At 69.6% G+C, this 17,618-nt stretch carries 17 protein-coding genes; 9 read left to right on the forward strand and 8 right to left on the reverse strand.

Features of this window, described 5'->3' with window-relative positions:
- Nucleotides 1-337, forward strand: a 337-nt coding sequence (locus AB0915_RS12725; protein WP_366691080.1) for a MarR family transcriptional regulator, incomplete at its 5' end; no start/stop codon positions are given.
- 200 nt (nt 338-537) lie between these two features.
- Here the strand turns inward: AB0915_RS12725 and AB0915_RS12730 are convergent.
- The 6 genes from AB0915_RS12730 to AB0915_RS12755 all read right to left on the reverse strand — a co-directional run bounded on the left by AB0915_RS12730 (nt 538) and on the right by AB0915_RS12755 (nt 5,487).
- Nucleotides 538-1,113, reverse strand: a complete 576-nt coding sequence (locus tag AB0915_RS12730; protein WP_358859619.1) for a hypothetical protein — start codon at nt 1,111-1,113, stop codon at nt 538-540.
- Between the two features lie 178 nt (nt 1,114-1,291).
- Nucleotides 1,292-2,050 carry a succinate dehydrogenase iron-sulfur subunit gene (locus AB0915_RS12735; protein ID WP_366691081.1) on the reverse strand — a complete coding sequence of 253 codons (759 nt, stop codon included), beginning with the start codon at nt 2,048-2,050 and terminating at the stop codon, nt 1,292-1,294.
- A complete protein-coding gene (gene sdhA / locus AB0915_RS12740; RefSeq protein ID WP_366691082.1) occupies nt 2,050-3,804 on the reverse strand; it encodes a succinate dehydrogenase flavoprotein subunit in 1,755 nt (584 codons plus the stop codon). Before sdhA ends, AB0915_RS12735 begins: the two co-directional genes overlap by 1 nt.
- Before the next feature lie 29 nt (nt 3,805-3,833).
- The gene (locus tag AB0915_RS12745) at nt 3,834-4,307 is read right to left on the reverse strand and encodes a succinate dehydrogenase hydrophobic membrane anchor subunit (RefSeq protein WP_037688285.1); all 474 of its coding nucleotides are present in this window, start codon (nt 4,305-4,307) and stop codon (nt 3,834-3,836) included.
- Nucleotides 4,308-4,312: 5 nt separating this feature from the next.
- The gene (gene sdhC, locus AB0915_RS12750; RefSeq protein ID WP_345515112.1) at nt 4,313-4,693 is read right to left on the reverse strand and encodes a succinate dehydrogenase, cytochrome b556 subunit; all 381 of its coding nucleotides are present in this window, start codon (nt 4,691-4,693) and stop codon (nt 4,313-4,315) included.
- 194 nt (nt 4,694-4,887) lie between these two features.
- Nucleotides 4,888-5,487, reverse strand: a complete 600-nt coding sequence (locus tag AB0915_RS12755; protein WP_366691127.1) for a 2-oxo-4-hydroxy-4-carboxy-5-ureidoimidazoline decarboxylase — start codon at nt 5,485-5,487, stop codon at nt 4,888-4,890.
- 258 nt (nt 5,488-5,745) lie between these two features.
- On the opposite strand from AB0915_RS12755, the gene AB0915_RS12760 reads away from it, so the two are divergent.
- The 5 genes from AB0915_RS12760 to AB0915_RS12780 all read left to right on the forward strand — a co-directional run bounded on the left by AB0915_RS12760 (nt 5,746) and on the right by AB0915_RS12780 (nt 11,193).
- The gene (locus tag AB0915_RS12760) at nt 5,746-7,356 is read left to right on the forward strand and encodes a family 20 glycosylhydrolase (RefSeq protein ID WP_366691083.1); all 1,611 of its coding nucleotides are present in this window, start codon (nt 5,746-5,748) and stop codon (nt 7,354-7,356) included.
- 215 nt (nt 7,357-7,571) lie between these two features.
- Nucleotides 7,572-8,312, forward strand: coding sequence for a DUF4328 domain-containing protein (locus AB0915_RS12765; RefSeq protein WP_366691084.1), 741 nt, complete (start codon nt 7,572-7,574; stop codon nt 8,310-8,312).
- Between the two features lie 142 nt (nt 8,313-8,454).
- A complete protein-coding gene (locus tag AB0915_RS12770) occupies nt 8,455-9,027 on the forward strand; it encodes a hypothetical protein (RefSeq protein WP_366691085.1) in 573 nt (190 codons plus the stop codon).
- Between the two features lie 334 nt (nt 9,028-9,361).
- Nucleotides 9,362-10,096 (forward strand): RNA polymerase sigma factor, encoded by a 735-nt coding sequence (locus tag AB0915_RS12775; RefSeq protein WP_366691086.1) that lies wholly within the window; start codon nt 9,362-9,364, stop codon nt 10,094-10,096.
- The gene (locus AB0915_RS12780; RefSeq protein WP_366691087.1) at nt 10,075-11,193 is read left to right on the forward strand and encodes a hypothetical protein; all 1,119 of its coding nucleotides are present in this window, start codon (nt 10,075-10,077) and stop codon (nt 11,191-11,193) included. The genes AB0915_RS12775 and AB0915_RS12780 overlap by 22 nt, the downstream gene beginning before the upstream one ends.
- Before the next feature lie 188 nt (nt 11,194-11,381).
- Here AB0915_RS12780 and AB0915_RS12785 read toward each other — a convergent pair whose 3' ends face one another.
- On the reverse strand, nt 11,382-12,278 hold the full coding sequence (locus AB0915_RS12785) for a L,D-transpeptidase family protein (protein ID WP_366691088.1): 897 nt from the start codon (nt 12,276-12,278) through the stop codon (nt 11,382-11,384).
- Between the two features lie 224 nt (nt 12,279-12,502).
- On the opposite strand from AB0915_RS12785, the gene AB0915_RS12790 reads away from it, so the two are divergent.
- The 3 genes from AB0915_RS12790 (at nt 12,503) to leuE (ending at nt 15,560) form a co-directional block, all read left to right on the forward strand.
- Entirely contained in the window at nt 12,503-14,083 is a 1,581-nt protein-coding gene (locus AB0915_RS12790; RefSeq protein ID WP_366691089.1) for a methylmalonyl-CoA mutase family protein, read from the forward strand.
- An 89-nt stretch (nt 14,084-14,172) separates the two neighbouring features.
- Nucleotides 14,173-14,784 carry a Uma2 family endonuclease gene (locus tag AB0915_RS12795; RefSeq protein WP_366691090.1) on the forward strand — a complete coding sequence of 204 codons (612 nt, stop codon included), beginning with the start codon at nt 14,173-14,175 and terminating at the stop codon, nt 14,782-14,784.
- An 80-nt stretch (nt 14,785-14,864) separates the two neighbouring features.
- Entirely contained in the window at nt 14,865-15,560 is a 696-nt protein-coding gene (gene leuE, locus AB0915_RS12800) for a leucine efflux protein LeuE (protein ID WP_366691091.1), read from the forward strand.
- 63 nt (nt 15,561-15,623) lie between these two features.
- On the opposite strand, the gene AB0915_RS12805 is transcribed toward leuE, so the two are convergent.
- A complete protein-coding gene (locus tag AB0915_RS12805) occupies nt 15,624-17,549 on the reverse strand; it encodes a tachylectin-related carbohydrate-binding protein (protein ID WP_366691092.1) in 1,926 nt (641 codons plus the stop codon).
- Between the last annotated feature and the right edge of the window lie 69 nt (nt 17,550-17,618).

Raw genomic sequence — 17,618 nt, forward strand, 5'->3', positions numbered from 1 at the left:
GTTCGAGACGCTCCACAAGCTCGCCGGACGCGGCGGGAAGGCGGCCCCCTCCGAACTCGCCGCCGACCTCGACCTCGCCCCCGCCTCCGTCACCGGCAGGCTGGACGCGCTCGAACGGCGCGGATTCATTCGCCGTACGCCCTCCACCACGGACCGGCGGCGGGTCGACGTGGAACTCACCGAGGAGGGTCGCTCGACCTGGCTCGGCACGATGGACTTCCTCGGCCACGAGGAGTACCGGCTCCTCGGCGTACTCGACAAGGACGAACGCATCCTGCTCAACGACATGCTGCGCCGCATCATGGTCGTCGCGGAGGACCGCGACGGAGCCGACTAGGGCGTGTTTCGAAAGGAGCGCCGTCCGGTGCGCGCGATGGCAAGGCGGCCGGACGTCCTGGGGTGGGGTCTCCCCTGTTCGAACGAAGCTGAGAGCTTGGGGAAGGAGCTATCAGGGCCTGTGGCCGACGCGGCGAGCGGGCGTGCCGGACGCTGCGACGGGGCAGAGCCTGCCCCGTCCGCTCGTTCGCCTGCGATGCGTCAGATGCTCATCGAGCGCGCGGTGTTGACCTGAGCCATCACCATCTGGAACGTCTCCGGGCCGGTCGCCTGGATCATCGTCGAGTGGTGCCGGCCGCCGCTGGTCACCGAGACCTGGATGAACCCGGTCGTCTTCTTCTCCTTCATCAGGAGGAAGAGCAGCCCGACCAGGCAGAGCAGGGCGAAGATGATCGCCAGCACGATCGCGACCGTCGGGATCTTCTCCTCGGTGCGCGACATGTCGGTGGCCGTCCACACCGCGCCCTTGAGCGGCAGTGTGCCGGACGGCGTCACGATCGAGTCGTTCATGACGGTGATGTCCCCGAGCGACAGCATCGGCGCCCCGCCGCCGGCCCCCGGGCCCTGCTGCGGCGGGAACCCGTAACCGGGCAGGGGCGGCTGAGCCGGCGGATTCACGGCCGGATAGCCGTAGGCCGGGCCCGGCTGGGCCGCGGCGTCGGGCAGCTGCTGCGGGTAGCCGTATCCCTGACCATCCGCCACGGTGGGCGGATTGCCCGGCTGCTGGGGCGGTCCCCACTTGTATGAGTCGTCCGCGTACGGATTCGGATCGCTCAACGTTCCCCGCTCTCGATCAAGCCTGTGCGCCCCGCGCGTTGCTGCCCCGGGCGGTGAACCGGTCTCCGGCTCCGCACGACCGTACCGAACGGATCCGCACAGCGCAGCAGGAGGCCCCGCCTCCCGCAGCGTTCCTGCGGAAAACGGGGCCTCCTGTGCAACTGGCGTACCCGAAGGGTCAGAAGCGACGCGTGATCAGCGCGCGCTTCACTTCCTGGATCGCCTTGGTGACCTCGATGCCACGCGGGCACGCGTCCGTGCAGTTGAAGGTGGTGCGGCAACGCCACACACCGTCACGGTCGTTGAGGATCTCCAGGCGCTGCTCGCCGCCCTCGTCACGCGAGTCGAAGATGAAGCGGTGCGCGTTGACGATCGCCGCCGGGCCGAAGTACTGGCCGTCGTTCCAGAACACCGGGCACGACGAGGTGCACGCGGCGCACAGGATGCACTTGGTGGTGTCGTCGAACCGCTCGCGGTCCTCGGCGGACTGCAGACGCTCACGCGTCGGCTCGTTCCCCTTGGTGATGAGGAACGGCATGACGTCGCGGTACGCCTGGAAGAACGGGTCCATGTCGACCACGAGGTCCTTGAGGACCGTGAGGCCCTTTATGGCCTCGATCTGGATCGGCTTCTCCGGGTTGATGTCCTTGATCAGCGTCTTGCAGGCGAGCCTGTTCTTGCCGTTGATCCGCATCGCGTCGGAGCCGCAGATGCCGTGGGCGCAGGAACGGCGGAACGTCAGCGTGCCGTCGATGTCCCACTTGATCTTGTGAAGGGCGTCGAGGACACGCTCCTTCGGGTCGATCTCGATCTGGAAGTCCTGCCACATGGCCTCGTCGGAGACCTCGGGGTTGAAGCGGCGGATCCGGAAAGTGACCGTGATGTACGGGGAGACGGCGGACTCCGCCTCCACCTTGTCCAGAGTCGGGGTAGCCATCAGTACTTACGCTCCATCGGCTGGTAGCGGGTCTGGACGACCGGCTTGTAGTCGAGCCGGATCGACTCGGTGCCGTCGGCCGCGACCTCGCGGTACGCCATGGTGTGGCGCATGAAGTTGACGTCGTCGCGGTTCGGGTAGTCCTCGCGGTAGTGACCGCCGCGGGACTCCTTACGGGCCAGCGCGGAGGTCGCCATGACCTCGGCCAGGTCGAGCAGGTTGCCCAGCTCGATGGCCTCCAGGAGGTCCGTGTTGAACCGCTTGCCCTTGTCCTGGATGGACACGTTCAGGTAGCGCTTGCGCAGCTCGGCGATCTTGTCGACGGCCGTCTTGATGGTCTGCTCGGTACGGAACACCATCACATTGGCGTCCATGCACTCCTGCAGCTCCAGACGGAGCGTCGCGACCCGCTCGGTGCCCGTCGAGTTGCGCAGCCGCTCGACCTGGTCGATGACCAGCTGTGCCGGGTTCTCGGGAAGCTCGACGTAGTCGTTCTTCGCCGAGTACTCGGCGGCGGCGATGCCCGACCGGCGTCCGAAGACGTTGATGTCGAGCAGCGAGTTGGTCCCCAGACGGTTGGCTCCGTGCACGGAGACACACGCGACCTCGCCGGCGGCGTACAGGCCCGGGACGACGGTGGTGTTGTCGGCCAGCACCTCGCCCTCGACGTTGGTCGGGATGCCGCCCATGGCGTAGTGCGCGGTCGGCTGGATCGGGATCGGGTCCGTGTAGGGCTCGATGCCGAGGTACGTACGCGCGAATTCGGTGATGTCCGGGAGCTTCGCGTCCAGCTGCTCCGGCGGCAGGTGCGTGAGGTCGAGGTAGACGTGGTCGCCCTCGGGACCGCAGCCGCGGCCCTCACGGATCTCCGTGTAGATGGAGCGGGACACGACGTCACGGGACGCGAGGTCCTTCATGACGGGCGCGTACTTCTCCATGAAGCGCTCGCCGTCCTTGTTGCGGAGGATGCCGCCCTCACCACGGGCGCCCTCCGTCAGCAGGATGCCCATGCGCCAGATGCCCGTCGGGTGGAACTGGAAGAACTCCATGTCCTCCAGCGGCAGACCGCGGCGGTACGCGGCGGCCTGGCCGTCACCGGTCAGGGTGTGGGCGTTCGACGTCACCTTGAAGAACTTGCCGGTGCCGCCGGAGGCGAAGATGATCGCCTTCGCCTGGAAGACGTGGATCTCGCCGGTCGCCAGCTCGTACGCGACGACGCCCGCGGACTTCTTGACGCCGTCGACCTCCTGCAGCAGCAGGTCCAGGACGTAGAACTCGTTGAAGAACTCCACACCCTCCTTGACGCAGTTCTGGTACAGCGTCTGGAGGATCATGTGGCCGGTGCGGTCCGAGGCGTAGCAGGACCGGCGGACCGGGGCCTCGCCGTGGTTACGGCTGTGGCCACCGAAGCGACGCTGGTCGATCTTGCCCTCGGGCGTGCGGTTGAACGGCAGGCCCATCTTCTCCAGGTCGAGAACGGAGTCGATGGCCTCCTTCGCCAGGATCTCGGCGGCGTCCTGGTCGACCAGGTAGTCGCCGCCCTTGATCGTGTCGAAGGTGTGCCACTCCCAGTTGTCCTCTTCCACGTTGGCGAGCGCGGCGGCCATGCCGCCCTGCGCGGCGCCCGTGTGGGAGCGGGTCGGGTACAGCTTCGTGAGCACGGCGGTACGGCTGCGCTTCGTCGACTCGATGGCCGCGCGCATGCCGGCGCCGCCTGCGCCGACGATGACGGTGTCGTACTTGTGGATCTGCATGATTTCCTCTGGTCCCTCTGGCCCGGCGCCTAGCGGATGTTCGGGTCGAAGGTGAAGATCACCAGCGTGCCCAGCAGGACGGTGAACACCGTGGCGGTGTACAGGAGCATCTTCAGCCAGAAGCGGGTGTTGTCCCGTTCTGCGTAGTCGTTGATGACCGTACGGAGGCCGTTGGCGCCGTGCAGCATGGCCAGCCACAGCATCGCCAGGTCCCAGACCTGCCAGAACGGCGAGGCCCAGCGGCCCGCCACGAAGGCGAAGCCGATCTTGGAGACACCGCCGTCCAGCACGAGCTGGATCAGCAGGTGGCCGATGACCAGGACGACGAGCACGATGCCCGACAGGCGCATGAAGAGCCAGGCGTACATCTCGAAGTTGGTGCGCGAAGCCTTGGGCGTCTTGCCCGTCCGCTTGCGCGGGGGCTCGATGACCGGGGCCGGGTGGTCGACGTCGTAGAGGCTGACGCCTTCGACGGCGCCGATTGCGGAGGACTCGGTGGACATTGGCCTCAGCTCCCGAAGACTGCGCGTACGGCGTGGCCGAGGACGGGGTACAGGGCCCCGACCATCAGCACGATCCAGATGCCCATGGCGGACCAGAGCATCTGCTTCTGGTAGCGCGGGCCCTTGGCCCAGAAGTCCACGGCGACGATACGGAGACCGTTCAGCGCGTGGAAGAGAATCGCGGCCACCAGGCCGTATTCGAGGAGCGCGACAGGCCAGGTCTTGTACGTGGCCACGACGTTGTCGTAGGCCTCGGGGGAGACGCGGACGAGAGCGGTGTCCAGGACGTGTACGAACAGGAAGAAGAAAATGAGGACACCGGTGACTCGATGAGCCACCCAGGACCACATGCCTTCCCGGCCGCGGTACAGCGTTCCAGCCGGCACGGAAGAACCCTCCGGGAGCGGGGATTGGGGTCGGCCGGCTTGACTGTCGGTCTGACCCGGCCGGGTACGGTCCACCGGCCCCGGCCATCGTAGCGACGGTTTGTCGGTTCGCTCGCGCCGGGGCCTCTGGTGTGATCTAAGTGGCAATGAAACAGGCACGGACGGGCTAGGGCGTGGTTCGAAAGTTCTGCCTGTCAGGCGTTCGGATCATGCGACCCGGCGCCCGCCACCAGCTCGATGATGCGGCCCCTGGCGAGCCGGCGCATCTCGTCCGCCGTGACCACGCGCTCCTCGTCCGGGTCGTGGCCCAGCCTGGCCCGGATGCCGGCCAGCACCTGGTCCGGGTGCTCGGCGGGGCGGAAGGCGTCGAGGCAGATCACGAAGACATGGCCGAAGCGGCTCTCGTACGCGGCATGCGCGGCGCTCAGCGCGAGGTGCGCGGAGTGCGGTGCGGCGTGGTGCAGTCCCGGGGAGACCTCGGCGGCGAGCGCCTCGGCGAGATCCGCGGGCGCCATGTCGTACCCCGCCTCGTCTGCGGCGGCGAGGAGGGCGTCCAGATCGGGGTACGGGCGGTGAGCGGCCAGCCGCTGCGCCCAGCGGGCACTGCCGCAGCAGCCGAGCAGCGCGGCTTCGGCGTCGGCGGTGGGTGCGGTGTTGAACCGGTCGAGGCCGAGGGGACGGGCACTGACGCAGGCCGGGGCCGGGCCGCGGTTCTGGGCGGGGAGCGCGGGCGGGCCGACCCGCCGCTGCGGTGGTTCCGGGAGGCCGGCGTGGGACTCGCTGGGCCTGGACAGCGTGGGACTCCTCGAAACATCGGCATCCCTATGAGCCTGGTGCGGTGAGGGGGATCGGAGACCAGGGAGCCACAGGGTGAAGGGAGGGACGAATGTGCCCCAACGCTATCGGGGCCAGGCAACGGTTGTGCGACGGATGCACGAATTTCACCCGGAAGGGAGAGTTTCGGGACGTCTGATGGACGATTCGTCGAGGAGAATGCCCGGCTATCTCCTTATTTCTTCCCTTTACCCGCCACAACCGGAGGTTTCTGACCGATGTCGCCCTCACGCGGAGCCCTCGCGGCCGGTGCGGCCCTCGTCGCGGCAGCCGCCGTGACGATCACCGTCGTCGTCTGGCCGGAAGGTGCGGACACCGGACGCTCGGGGGAGGCGTCCGTGGCCGGCGTCTCCTCGCACGCCTCCCTCACCCCCTCGCCGACCCGCAGTTACCCGCTCTCCACGGCGCCTCGGACCATCCCCGCCGTACGCGAGCACATCGCCGCCCGCGGCCCCGGCTGGCGGCCGGGCCCGACCAGCGGCGTCGTGATCGCCAGGGGCAGCGGATCGCTCGCGGACGAGGCGCAGCTGCTCGCCAAAGAGCTGAAGATCCGTTACCGGGGCGCCGTCCCGGCCCGTACGGGCGATGTCGAGCTGGCCCTCGGCGCCCCCGGTGACGGGGCCCCCGAGTCGTACACCCTGAAGACCCACGACCAGCGGGTCGTCATCACCGGACCCGACCAGGCGGGTGTCTTCTACGGAACCCGCACGCTGAAGCAGTCGCTGCGCGCCGACGGCACGATGCCCGAGGGCGAGGTGCGCGACCGTCCCGACCGGCCGCAGCGCGGACTCAACCTCGACATCGCGCGCAAGTACTACCCGGTCGGCTGGATCGAGGACCGGTTGCGCGACATGGCCGACCTCAAGCTCAACCAGCTCGGCCTGCACTTCTCCGACGACCAGGCGTTCCGGATCCAGTCCGACACCCACCCCGAGGTGGTGTCGCCCCAGCACCTCACCAAGGCGGAGGTCCGTCGGATTCTCGGCCTCGCGGGCCGGCTGCACATCGACGTGGTCCCCGAGATCGACTCACCGGGCCATCTGGGCGCCGTCCTGCGCGCCCATCCGGACCTCCAGCTGCGCAACACGGCGGGCGTGCGCTCGATCGGATCGCTCGACATCTCCAATCCGGGCGCGTCGAAACTCGTCGACCAGCTGATCGGCGAGTTCGCGCAGCTCTTCGGCGGTGCGTTCTGGCACCTGGGCGGGGACGAGTACCGCGCGCTGATGGTGAAGGACCCGGCCGCCTCGTACCCGCAGCTCCAGCGCGCCGCCCAGCAGAAGTACGGACCGGCGGCCGGGATCAAGGATCTCGCCACCGGCTGGCTCAACGACCGCGCGGCGGTGGTGCGCCCGCACGGGCTGCAGCCCAAGGCCTGGAACGACGGCTTCTTCCGCGGCGGAACCGTCCAGGCCGACAAGAACATCGAGGTCGAGTACTGGACGGGCAAGGAGTACGGCGCCCGGCCGCCGGAGGAGTATCTGAACGAGGGCCGGCGCGTGGTGAACCTCAACGACGAGTTCCTCTATTACGTGCTCGGCCAGCCCCATGCGTTCGTCTACCCGACCGGGAAGCGGATCTATGAACAGTGGACCCCGCTCGTCCTGCGCGGCACGCAGCCGGTACCGGCCCGCTACTCGAAGCAGATCCTGGGCGGCCGGTTCGCGGTCTGGGGCGACCTGCCGAACGCGCAGACTCCGCAGCAAGTGGCGCAGGGCATCCGGATGCCGTTGCGGGCGACGGCCCAGAAGCTGTGGGATCCAGGCAAACCGGCGCTGAGCTGGGATCAGTTCCGGGCGCTGGCCGCGCGGATCGACGGGACGGGCTGAGCGGGACCGGGCGGATTCCCTGTGGACAGTGGAGTGGGCCGGGGTTACGTTCGCAGGCCGCGTGTTTCGGGGAGAGGCGCGCGTTTCCTGCGTTCCCGGCTCAGAATCCTGGGGGGTTCCACTTCATGCTGTGCTCCACCTGCCGTCTCAGACCGCCCGTCACCGCGGACGGACACTGTCTTCTCTGCGCCGGCCCGGCCGGGCCGGCGACGCCGATGTCCCAGGCGTCCGTGCCACCGGTCCCGGCCTTCGTCGCACCGCAGCAGTACTTGCGCTCGCCGAACGGGCTCGCGATGGCCGTCGTCATTCTGCTGGCCGTCGTCGCCGTGGTGGACCTGCTCGCCGTGGCGGCGGGGCTGAACATCCGCAGCCTGCTGGGAGGCGGGCTGGAGAACGACTTCGCGACGTATGACGAGGCGGAGGCGACTCTGGCGGACAATCTGTACGGGTCAGCCGGCGCGCTGCAGGGTGTCACGACCCTGGCCACCGCCGTCGTCTTCATCATCTGGTTCCGGCGGGTGCGGCTGAATGCCGAGGTGTTCGGCCCGAGCATGCAGCAGATGAAGCCCGGGTGGGCGGTCGGCGCCTGGTTCGTCCCGTTCGCCAACCTCGTGCTGCCGCGCCGGATCGCGGGCGGCATCTGGACCGCGAGCGCCCAGACCAACACCGACGGCAGCCGGCGCACGGTCCCGGCCACTGTGATGAACCTGTGGTGGGGAGCGTGGGTCTGTTCGTTGGTCTTCGGCCGGTACGCGTCCCGGCAGTACATGAAGGCCGAGGAGCCGCAGGAGGTCATGGACGCGGCGGGGCAGCTGATGGTGGCCGACACGCTCGACGCCGTGGCCGCGGTGCTCGCGATCCTCTTCGTACGCAAGCTGACCCGGATGCAGGGGGAGCGGGCGGCGCTCGGCGTGTATCCGCTCACCGTGCAGCCTTCAGCGGGTCGGGCCCACTGACATCTGCGGGGGTGCACCCGCTGGGCGACGCTATTCGGCCTCCCGCAGTGATGATTTTGAGCCATTCGGCGCTGAATGCGGTAACAGGAAGCGCCAAGTTCCCTTGCGTGCACGCAAGGGGACGGGCTGACGGGAGACGCCGATGAGCCTGCTGGAACTGATCGCCGCCGCCGATGAGAGGGGGCTCGTCGCGAGCGCGGTCGCCTGCCTCGACCGCTGCCTGCCGCAGCCCGCTGCCGGGGCCGATCCGGATCCGCTGCGCCCGCTCTGGGCGGGATGCGCGGACGGTTCCGTGTGGCCGGACCGCCTTGCGGAGGTGCGCGCGGTGCTGGACGCCGCGGCGGATACGGAGGGGGCGGCGCCGCAGATCCGGAAGCTGCTGGACGATGCGCCCGCGGACCGGGCGGGGCCGGGGCTCCGGGAGTGGGCGGACGCGTGCTCGCTGCTGGCCCTTGAGGTCCACCTCGGGCAGGACGCGACGCCCGGTGCCGGGGCGGATCTGCTGAGGCGCTGCCGTGAGGGCGATCCGGCGGGGGCGGGACCGCTGGTGGCCGGGGAAGTACGCCGCCAGATCCTCATCCTGGAGATGCTCGCGGATTCCGGTACGGGGACTGTGGGCCTGCGTCAGGTGCGGGACGCGTCGACGGAGGGACAACGAGTGCTGCGCGCGGCGACGGCGCGGAGGGCGAGGGGGCGTGGACCGGGCGGGGAGTGACCGGGTCCGTCCGGTGTCCGGCGGTTCGCGACTGCCTGGACTGGTGCCCCTCCCCGGGCGGCCTCGGGGGATTCCCCGGAAGAACGAGGACGACCGGGGCCGCCACCCCCCACAGGAGAGGCCCCGGTCGTCTTCCGCGGGGCCGCAGGACGACCCCGTGCTCTTCTCTGCGCCGTGAGTGCGTTTTCTGTCACACCTCACTGTGTCCAAGGACGTTGCGGCTTGTACAAGTCATGGACGCGGCCCCTGCGGAGGACGTAGCGTGCGGAGTCGCGCAGGGTGGCGCGGTAGTGGTGACCAGCTGTGATTCAGGACAGCAGGGCGGGTTGAGGGAGTGCTGGGGGACGACGCGGAGCTGACCGCCGCGGTGCTCGCGGCACAGGACGGGGACGAGGACGCCTTCCGTTCTGTGTACCGCGCTGTGCAGCCGCGGCTGCTGGGCTACATACGAACGCTGGTGGGGGAGCCGGATGCCGAGGACGTGGCGTCCGAGTCCTGGCTTCAGATAGCGCGCGACCTCGACCGGTTCAGCGGAGACGCCGACCGGTTCCGCGGCTGGGCGGCGCGGATTGCCCGTAACCGGGCTCTGGACCATCTGCGCATGCGCGGCAGGCGCCCGGCGATCGGCGGCGACGAGACCGAACTGTCGGAGAAACCGGCCGAGTCCGACACCGCCGACGAGGCGATCGAGGCCCTGGCCACCGGCCGTACCATGTCCCTCATCGCCCAACTGCCGCAGGATCAGGCCGAGGCCGTCGTGCTGCGCGTGGTGGTCGGCCTGGATGCGAAGAGCGCGGCGGAGACGCTGGGCAAGCGGCCGGGAGCGGTACGTACCGCCGCGCACCGCGGACTGAAACGGCTGGCGGAGCTGCTCCGCGCGGACAGCGACGACGACGGTGGCGAGGAGAGCGGCGAGGAGGGCGCGTCGCGGGGAATTCTGCCGCACGGGAGCGCGGCAGATCATGCGGCGGAACTCGGCGCCGTACCCACGCAGCGCCTTTCCCGGACCGGTCTGGCGACCTCCGCCGGTGTGACGGATTCGCGTCCGTGGACGCAGAGGGACATGTGATGGCCGACGAGCAGGACGCATGGCTTGACAGGGACGCGGCGGAGCGACTGCTCCGCGGCGAGCCGGTCGATCCCGGCGAGGGCCATGCGCGCGCCGACGCCGAACGGCTCGCGGCCGCGCTGGGCGCGGCTGCCCGCAGCGCCCGTCCGGCCACCGGTGAACTGCCGGGCGAGGCCGCCGCGCTGGCCGCGTTCCGGACGGTCCCGCGCACCGCGCGTGCAGGGACACGGGCGACGGCATCGGCGGACGTCCGGTCGGCGGGACACACCGCGAAGGGCAGTGGGCCGCAGACGCTGGGACCGGTGCGCATCAGCCCTTTGTCCTTTTGGGGCGGCCACAGGCGTGCGTCGCACTGGAGCCGTTCCGTCCGTTTCGGTCTTGCCGCCTCCCTCGCCGGCTGCGCGCTCAGCGGGGTGGCCGTCGCGGCAGGCACGGGAGTGCTTCCTGGTCCGTTCGGCAAACACGCCAACCCGCTGCCGGCCTCCTCGGTATCGGCGTCGGCGTTTCCGGAGGAACGGGGCTCCGGGGACGCGTCCGACAGGACGACCGCTCCGCCATCGGGATCGCCTGACGTGAACCCGTCCCCGGATTCTTCCGGTGGAACCCACCAGGGCGAGGGCGACCGGGACGGCACGCCCGGCCCGGTCGGAACGCCGGACGGGAGCGGCGCGCCGAACGGCGGGAGCGTCGGCCCCCGTTCCCCGGACGCGACCGACAGCGAGGGCACGCCCGACGGCGGCCAGGACGACACGTCGGGTGGGACCCTCCAGGCGTGCCGTGACTACCGCGACGGCAAGCTCAACGACACCCGCAGACGCCGCCTCGAAAAGCTGGCCGACGGCGCCGACAACCTGGACCAGTTCTGTCAGGAGATTGTCGACAAGGCCGGTGACGAGGACGACCAGGGGCAGGGGAAGAGCGGCGGCGACGAGCAGAACAAAGCCGGCGCAAACGCGGCGGACCGGGCCGACGGCAGTGCGAACGCGCTCCAGTCGCTCTGGTTCGCGCCCGGTACCCCGGCCCCGTCGGCCTCGGCGTCCCCGACCGGTGTCGCCTCCCCGAAGGCCACGGCTCCGGCTGTCCCGGTCGACGGCTGAGCCGGTCCGGCCGCCCCGCCGGCACCGGGTGTGACACTTTTCGGTCCGTCGGCGCTGTACGGAGTGAGCCGACTGGTCATCGGCAGCGCACAGAGCCGGGGTTCCCCCCGTACCTTCGGCTCAGCGCATCTGGCGCGGGTGGGACACGTTCCCCCGGTCCCGCCCGCGCCCCCTTTCCTCGCCTCTGCTCACCAGTAGATGACGACCTTGTCGCCATTGCGCACCTGGTCGAAGAGGGCGGCGATCTTCCCCTCGTCCCGGACGTTCACGCAGCCGTGCGACGCGCCGGTGTAGCCGCGGGCCGCGAAGTCCGCCGAGTAGTGCACCGCCTGACCACCGCTGAAGAACATCGCGTACGGCATGGCCGTGTGGTAGATCGTCGACACGTGGTGCCGGGACTTCCAGTAGATGGAGAAGGTGCCTTCGCGGGTCGGCGTGTACTGCGAGCCGAACCGCACATCCATCGAGGAGACGACCTGGCCGTCGATCATCCATGACAGGGTCCGGCTGTTCTTGCTGATGCAGAGCACCCGCCCTGTCATACAGCGCTTGTCGGGCCTGGCGGCGGGCCGGGTGGTCGGCGGGTTCAGCTCGGCGGCCGTCGGCTTCCGCGTCATGGCGACCAGCTTCTGCCAGGTGACGGTGTCCGTTCGGCCGGTACGGGACAGACCGCGCTTGCCCTGGAAGGACTGCACGGCGGCGACGGTGAGCGTCCCGTAGTAGCCCGTCGGGCTGCGGTCGAAGTGGCCGATCTGACGGAGCCGGGCCTGCAGTTCCCTAACCTGCTTGCCCTCGGAGCCGGTGGCCATCAGCGTCCGGCCCTGCGGAGCGGGCTTCGATGCGGTGGGCGCCGGCGGAGAGGGCGCGGCGGTCGGCGGCGAGGGGGTCGCGGCGGGCTTGGCGTCGTCGGCCGCCGGGGCGGAGGTCTTCGGCGGGGACGAGGGCTTCGCCGCGGAACCGCCGGAGGCATGCGTCTGGCAGCCCGCGGTCGTGGCGGCCAGCGTCAGGACGGTTACGGCGCTCACCGCCGTAGCGGCTGCCCGGTGTGTCGTTCCTGCGCCGTGCCGGGTTCTGTGTATCCGCATCAGCCTCGGCCCCCTGATTCCTTCGTTGTCTCTTGGGACGGATTCCCGCTCTGCCCGGTTGCCAAAGCCCGCGCATGATGGTGAGTGCGGTGGCGAAGGCCGTAGGACGCACCCTGTGAGCAAGGTCCCAGCCGGTGCCCCTCCACCGGTCGCGTGCCCGCCGCTACAGTCCGTCGCGAGGATCGTTGGTTACCAGTTAGTAGCTTCAGTGGGAGGCACAGCAGATGACGCGCGAGTCGGAGTCGGGACTGCCCATCGAGCCGGTGTACGGGCCGGACGCACTCGACGGGTGGGACGCCGACGACAAGCTGGGGGAGCCCGGCGCCTACCCCTTCACGCGCGGCGTGTACCCCACGATGTACACCGGCAGGCCGTGGACGATGCGGCAGTACGCCGGCTTCGGCACGGCCTCCGAGTCCAACGCCCGCTACAAGCAGCTGATCGCCAACGGCACGATGGGTCTCTCCGTCGCCTTCGACCTGCCCACCCAGATGGGTCACGACTCCGATGCGCCGATCGCGTCCGGTGAGGTCGGCAAGGTCGGGGTGGCGATCGACTCGATCGACGACATGCGGGTGCTGTTCGGGGGTATCCCGCTGGACAAGGTCTCCACGTCCATGACGATCAACGCCCCCGCCGCCCTGCTGCTCCTCCTCTACCAGCTGGTCGGCGAGGAGCAGGGCGTCCCGGCGGACAAGCTGACCGGCACCATCCAGAACGACGTCCTCAAGGAGTACATCGCCCGCGGCACGTACATCTTTCCGCCGGGGCCCTCGCTGCGGCTGATCGCCGACATCTTCAAGTACTGCAGGGCCGAGATCCCGAAGTGGAACACCATCTCGATCTCCGGCTACCACATGGCGGAGGCCGGAGCCTCGCCCGCGCAGGAGATCGCGTTCACCCTCGCGGACGGCATCGAGTACGTCCGTACCGCCGTCTCGGCCGGCATGGACGTCGACGAGTTCGCCCCGCGTCTCTCCTTCTTCTTCGTCGCCCGTACGACCATCCTCGAAGAGGTCGCCAAGTTCCGTGCCGCCCGCCGGATCTGGGCCCGGGTGATGAAGGAGGAGTTCGGCGCGAAGAATCCCAAGTCGCTGATGCTGCGCTTCCACACCCAGACCGCGGGCGTCCAGCTCACCGCGCAGCAGCCCGAGGTCAACCTGGTGCGCGTCGCGGTCCAGGGGCTGGCCGCGGTCCTCGGCGGCACGCAGTCGCTGCACACCAACTCGTTCGACGAGGCGATCGCCCTGCCGACCGACAAGTCCGCCCGGCTCGCACTCCGTACCCAGCAGGTCCTGGCGTACGAGACGGACGTCACCGCGACCGTCGACCCGTTCGCCGGTTCGTACGTCGTCGAGAAGATGACGGACGACGTCGAGGCCACCGCCTTGGAGTTGATGGGCAAGGTCGAGGACATGGGCGGCGCGGTCAGCGCGATCGAGCGCGGCTTCCAGAAGAACGAGATCGAGCGCAGCGCGTACCGCATCGCCCTGGAGACCGACAGCGCCGAGCGTGTCGTGGTCGGCGTCAACCGCTTCCAGCTCGACGAGGAGGAGCCGTACGAGCCGCTCCGCGTCGACCCGGCGATCGAGGCCCAGCAGGCGGCCCGGCTGACGAAGCTGCGGGCCGAGCGCGACCAGGGCGCGGTCGACGAGGCACTGGGCCGGCTGAAGAAGGCGGCCGAGGGGACGGACAACGTCCTGTACCCGATGAAGGACGCACTGGCGGCGCGGGCGACCGTCGGTGAGGTGTGCAACGCGCTGCGGGAGGTGTGGGGGGCGTACGTGCCGTCGGACGCGTTCTGAGGCGATGTGCACCCGCGAGGGTGATCTCTCGCCGAATGTCCGTGGCCACGGATAAGCTCGTGAACAGTGGTCCCCGAAAGGAGGATGCCGTGGCCGTAATACAGCACGAGGAGCAGGTGCGGGAGCAGGAACAGCCCGAGCTGACGCTCGGCGAGGCAGCCGAGCAGCTCGCACGCTCGCTGCCTGGGCATCGCGTGGAGATTCTCCAGGGGAGGCTCACTGTGACACCACCGGCGGACGGAACGCACGCGCTGGCGCTGTCCTGGCTCAGCGAGGAATTCGGCGCCAAGGCGCGCACGGTGGGGCTCAGGCTCGTCCAGGCGGTCGGCCTGTGGTTGCCCACCGGGCCGGACGACTACGCGATTCCCGATCTGTCGGTCGTCGAGGCAGACTTTCGGGACGCCCATGCAATGAAGAACTGCTACGCCGCCCACGCCTTCCGCATGGTGGTGGAGGTGACCTCGGCCAACTGGGCTGACGACCTCGGCCCCAAGGTTGAGGACTACGCCCAGGCGGGCATTCCGGTCTACGTCGTGGTCGATCGCAAGCATGACCAGGTGCTGCTCTGCAGCGATCCACGGAGCGGCGAGTACAAGAACAAGGTGTCCCACAAGCGCGGGACCTCGTTCACTGTGCCGGACGTGGTCGGTGTTGAGATGAAGCTCTCCGTGGACCGCCTCCTGGACGGCGACGAGGACTGACCCCGGGACTTTCCGGACCCCCGAACCGTCCGCTGAGACACCCGAGCGGAGTGTCGTACCCCCGTGCGACACTCCTGCTCATGCTGGGTGTCACTGACCTTCCGACCTATCTCGTCGGCCTCGTGCTGATCGTTCTGCTGCCGGGGCCGAATTCGCTGTACGTGCTCTCGGTCGCCGCCCGTCGCGGTGTGCGGACCGGGTATGTGGCGGCTGCCGGTGTGTGGACCGGTGACACCGTGCTGATGACGCTGTCCGCGCTCGGCGCCGCCTCCCTGCTGCAGACGACGCCGGTGCTCTTCGCCGTCGTCAAGTACGCGGGCGCGGGCTATCTGACCTGGCTGGCGATCGGCATGCTGCGGGCCGCGGCGTCCATGTGGCGCGAGCGGCACCGGCAGATCGCCGAGCTGAGGGACGAGGCCGCCGGACCGGACGAGGCCGCCGGACCGGGCGGGACGAGGACGGCGGCCGGGGCGGTGGAGCGGCCGTACCGGCGGGCGCTGGTGGTGAGCCTCTTCAACCCGAAGGCGATCCTGTTCCTGATCTCCTTCTTCGTGCAGTTCGTCGACCCCGGGTACGCCTATCCGGCGCTGTCCTTCCTGCTGCTCGGGACGCTGCTGCAGATCGCGAGCTTCCTCTACCTGTCGGCGCTCATATTCGGCGGCACCCGGCTGTCCGCCGCGTTCCGTCGCCGCAAGCGGCTGTCGGCCGGGGCCACTTCGGCGGCGGGTGTGCTGTTCCTGGGGTTCGCCGCGAAGCTTTCGCTCAGCAGCGTGTGACCGCGGTGACGCCCAGCGGGCCGGGGGCGGCGCCACCCTCTCGGCCCGCCCCCACGCCTCGGATCAGTTGTCGGACGGCTTGGGCAGGGCCTGGCCCTGGAACCGGGGTGCGTCCTGCGTGGTGCTTGCGGCGGTGCGCGCGAAGCTCTGCCGGACCTGGTAGATGCGGGTCTGGTTGTCGGCGGTACGGAAGGTGTAGGCCCAGGTCGGGCCGTTGCTGTTCGTGTAGGTGAAGGCGGTCGGCGCGGTGGCGGCGGCCTCGGACGTCGGTTGCTGCCAGGGGCGCCAGGTGCCACTGCCCTGGGTGGTCTCGCCGGTGTTGTGGATGGTGCCGTCGGTGCCGCGCGCGGTGATCTCGGTGAGGCCGGTCAGCGGGGAGATGACGGCGCTCGGCTCGCCGTCGGCGGTCAGCCCGTCGACGGTCTCCCAGGAACCGTAGGCACCGTTCTCGGCGGACTGGGCGGCGGTGACGATGTGGCCCTGGCCGTCGTTGGCGAACACCCGGATGCGGTACCCCGGGTAGACGACGGGGGAGGGCGTGCCGCTGACGTTCTGTGCGCCGAGGCCGGACCAGGCGGAGATGCTGCCGTCCTTGGTGAACCGGGCGGTGGTCAGCGTTCCGCCGGTGGTGGTGGCGAAGAGCTGGATGCCGTCGCGGACGGTGACGGCTTGGAGGGTGCCGTCGAGCCCCGATCCGGCGAGCGGCATCCAGCCCATGAAGTCGACATTGGCCCGCTGCTGGATGCGGTACCAGGGCTTGCCGTTGCTGTCGACGGCGAACTGGACGAGCAGCCCGTCGGGGGTCTTCGCGGTGACCGGGTGGTGGGCCATGGCGCCGGCCAGGTCGTTCCAGTCGTTCCAGTCCGCGGAGGCCTTGGCGGTCTGGTTGCGCTGCCAGATGCTGCCGGAGGTGTTCTGCGCGGTGAGGACGATGCGCCCGTCGGTGTGCTCGCTGAGGGTGGGGCGTCCGGTGAAGGCCTCGTTGCCGGACACGGTGGTCCACTGCACGCCGTTGTAGTCCGAGGTGTCCGCCATCCGGCCGTGCACCAGGCGGCCGATGTTGTCCGTGTACGCGAACTCCAGGGACCCCGTGGACGACTGGGTCACCGCGGCCGGGGTGAAGCTCTCCAGCGGTACCGAGGGGGAGGCGGGGGTGTGGTTCGCGGTGATGCGGCAGGCGTCCGGGGCCCCGGCGACGTTGGAGTAGTTCTGCCAACCCGCGCTGCCGACGGTCTTGTTGTAGACCGGGAAGTCGCGGATGTTCTCATCGAAGCGGTAGTAGTCGGCGGCGCCGGTCCCGGTTACGCCGACCAGGGTGTCACCGCCGATCGAGGTGATCCCCTTGGAATACTGGTGCCAGTCGGCCAGGCTCTCCACCACGTGCCGCTCGAGCCAGCGCTGACTGGTGAAGTCGTAGCGCGAGCGGTAGAGCCGGCCGTCGGTGGCGGAACGGCCGTAGACCACGCCGGAATCGGCGGCGACGATCAGGTCGTAGCGCTCCCAGCCCTGGTCGATGATCTTCCCACTGTCGGCGCTCCAGGTGTCGGCGGCGGAGTCGTACTTGTACGTCCGCAGCGCGCCCGCGTTGTCCAGCACCCAGATCCGGTCACCCCGGTCGATGGTGATCTGGTCGCGGTCCTCGGCCTTGGTCAGCCAGCCGAAGTTGGGGCTGATCTTCTTGTGGTGGATGTCCCAGGCGCCGGTCGAGCTGACCCGGTGGCTCAGGTAGAGGCCGTCGGACTTGATTCCGTAGAAGCGTGCGCCCTGGCCCGCCAGCATCCGGCCGTAGCCGCTCCAGGTCGTGTCGATCGTGCTGGGGGAGGCCAGATTGCCGCCGCTGACCGGGGTCGGCATGTCGTAACGCAGCAGCTTGCCCGCAGAGTCCAGGGCGTACACGGGGCCCGTGGTGGTGCAAGTGGCGGCCTCCGCCGCGTGTGCGGTGCCGGGCAGGGCCACGAGCAGCGGGATTGCGGCGACGGTGGCGGTCATGGCCGCAGTCCAACGTGCTTTGCGTGGCATCGAGTTGGAAGTCATGCAGCCGGACGCTAGGCGAGCAGA

The sequence above is a fragment of the Streptomyces sp. NPDC048411 genome (assembly GCF_040704695.1).
Classification (GTDB): Bacteria; Actinomycetota; Actinomycetes; order Streptomycetales; family Streptomycetaceae; genus Streptomyces.

What these genes read in the sequence shown, in the direction of transcription:
- AB0915_RS12765 (WP_366691084.1), top strand. Translation starts at nt 7,572, where the DNA reads ATGTCCCAGGCGTCCGTGCCACCGGTCCCGGCCTTCGTCGCACCGCAG.
- AB0915_RS12805 (WP_366691092.1), bottom strand. Translation starts at nt 17,549, where the DNA reads ATGACCGCCACCGTCGCCGCAATCCCGCTGCTCGTGGCCCTGCCCGGC.
- AB0915_RS12785 (WP_366691088.1), bottom strand. Translation starts at nt 12,278, where the DNA reads ATGCGGATACACAGAACCCGGCACGGCGCAGGAACGACACACCGGGCA.
- sdhA (WP_366691082.1), bottom strand. Translation starts at nt 3,804, where the DNA reads ATGCAGATCCACAAGTACGACACCGTCATCGTCGGCGCAGGCGGCGCC.
- AB0915_RS12770 (WP_366691085.1), top strand. Translation starts at nt 8,455, where the DNA reads ATGAGCCTGCTGGAACTGATCGCCGCCGCCGATGAGAGGGGGCTCGTC.
- AB0915_RS12790 (WP_366691089.1), top strand. Translation starts at nt 12,503, where the DNA reads ATGACGCGCGAGTCGGAGTCGGGACTGCCCATCGAGCCGGTGTACGGG.
- AB0915_RS12735 (WP_366691081.1), bottom strand. Translation starts at nt 2,050, where the DNA reads ATGGCTACCCCGACTCTGGACAAGGTGGAGGCGGAGTCCGCCGTCTCC.
- AB0915_RS12760 (WP_366691083.1), top strand. Translation starts at nt 5,746, where the DNA reads ATGTCGCCCTCACGCGGAGCCCTCGCGGCCGGTGCGGCCCTCGTCGCG.
- AB0915_RS12745 (WP_037688285.1), bottom strand. Translation starts at nt 4,307, where the DNA reads ATGTCCACCGAGTCCTCCGCAATCGGCGCCGTCGAAGGCGTCAGCCTC.
- leuE (WP_366691091.1), top strand. Translation starts at nt 14,865, where the DNA reads ATGCTGGGTGTCACTGACCTTCCGACCTATCTCGTCGGCCTCGTGCTG.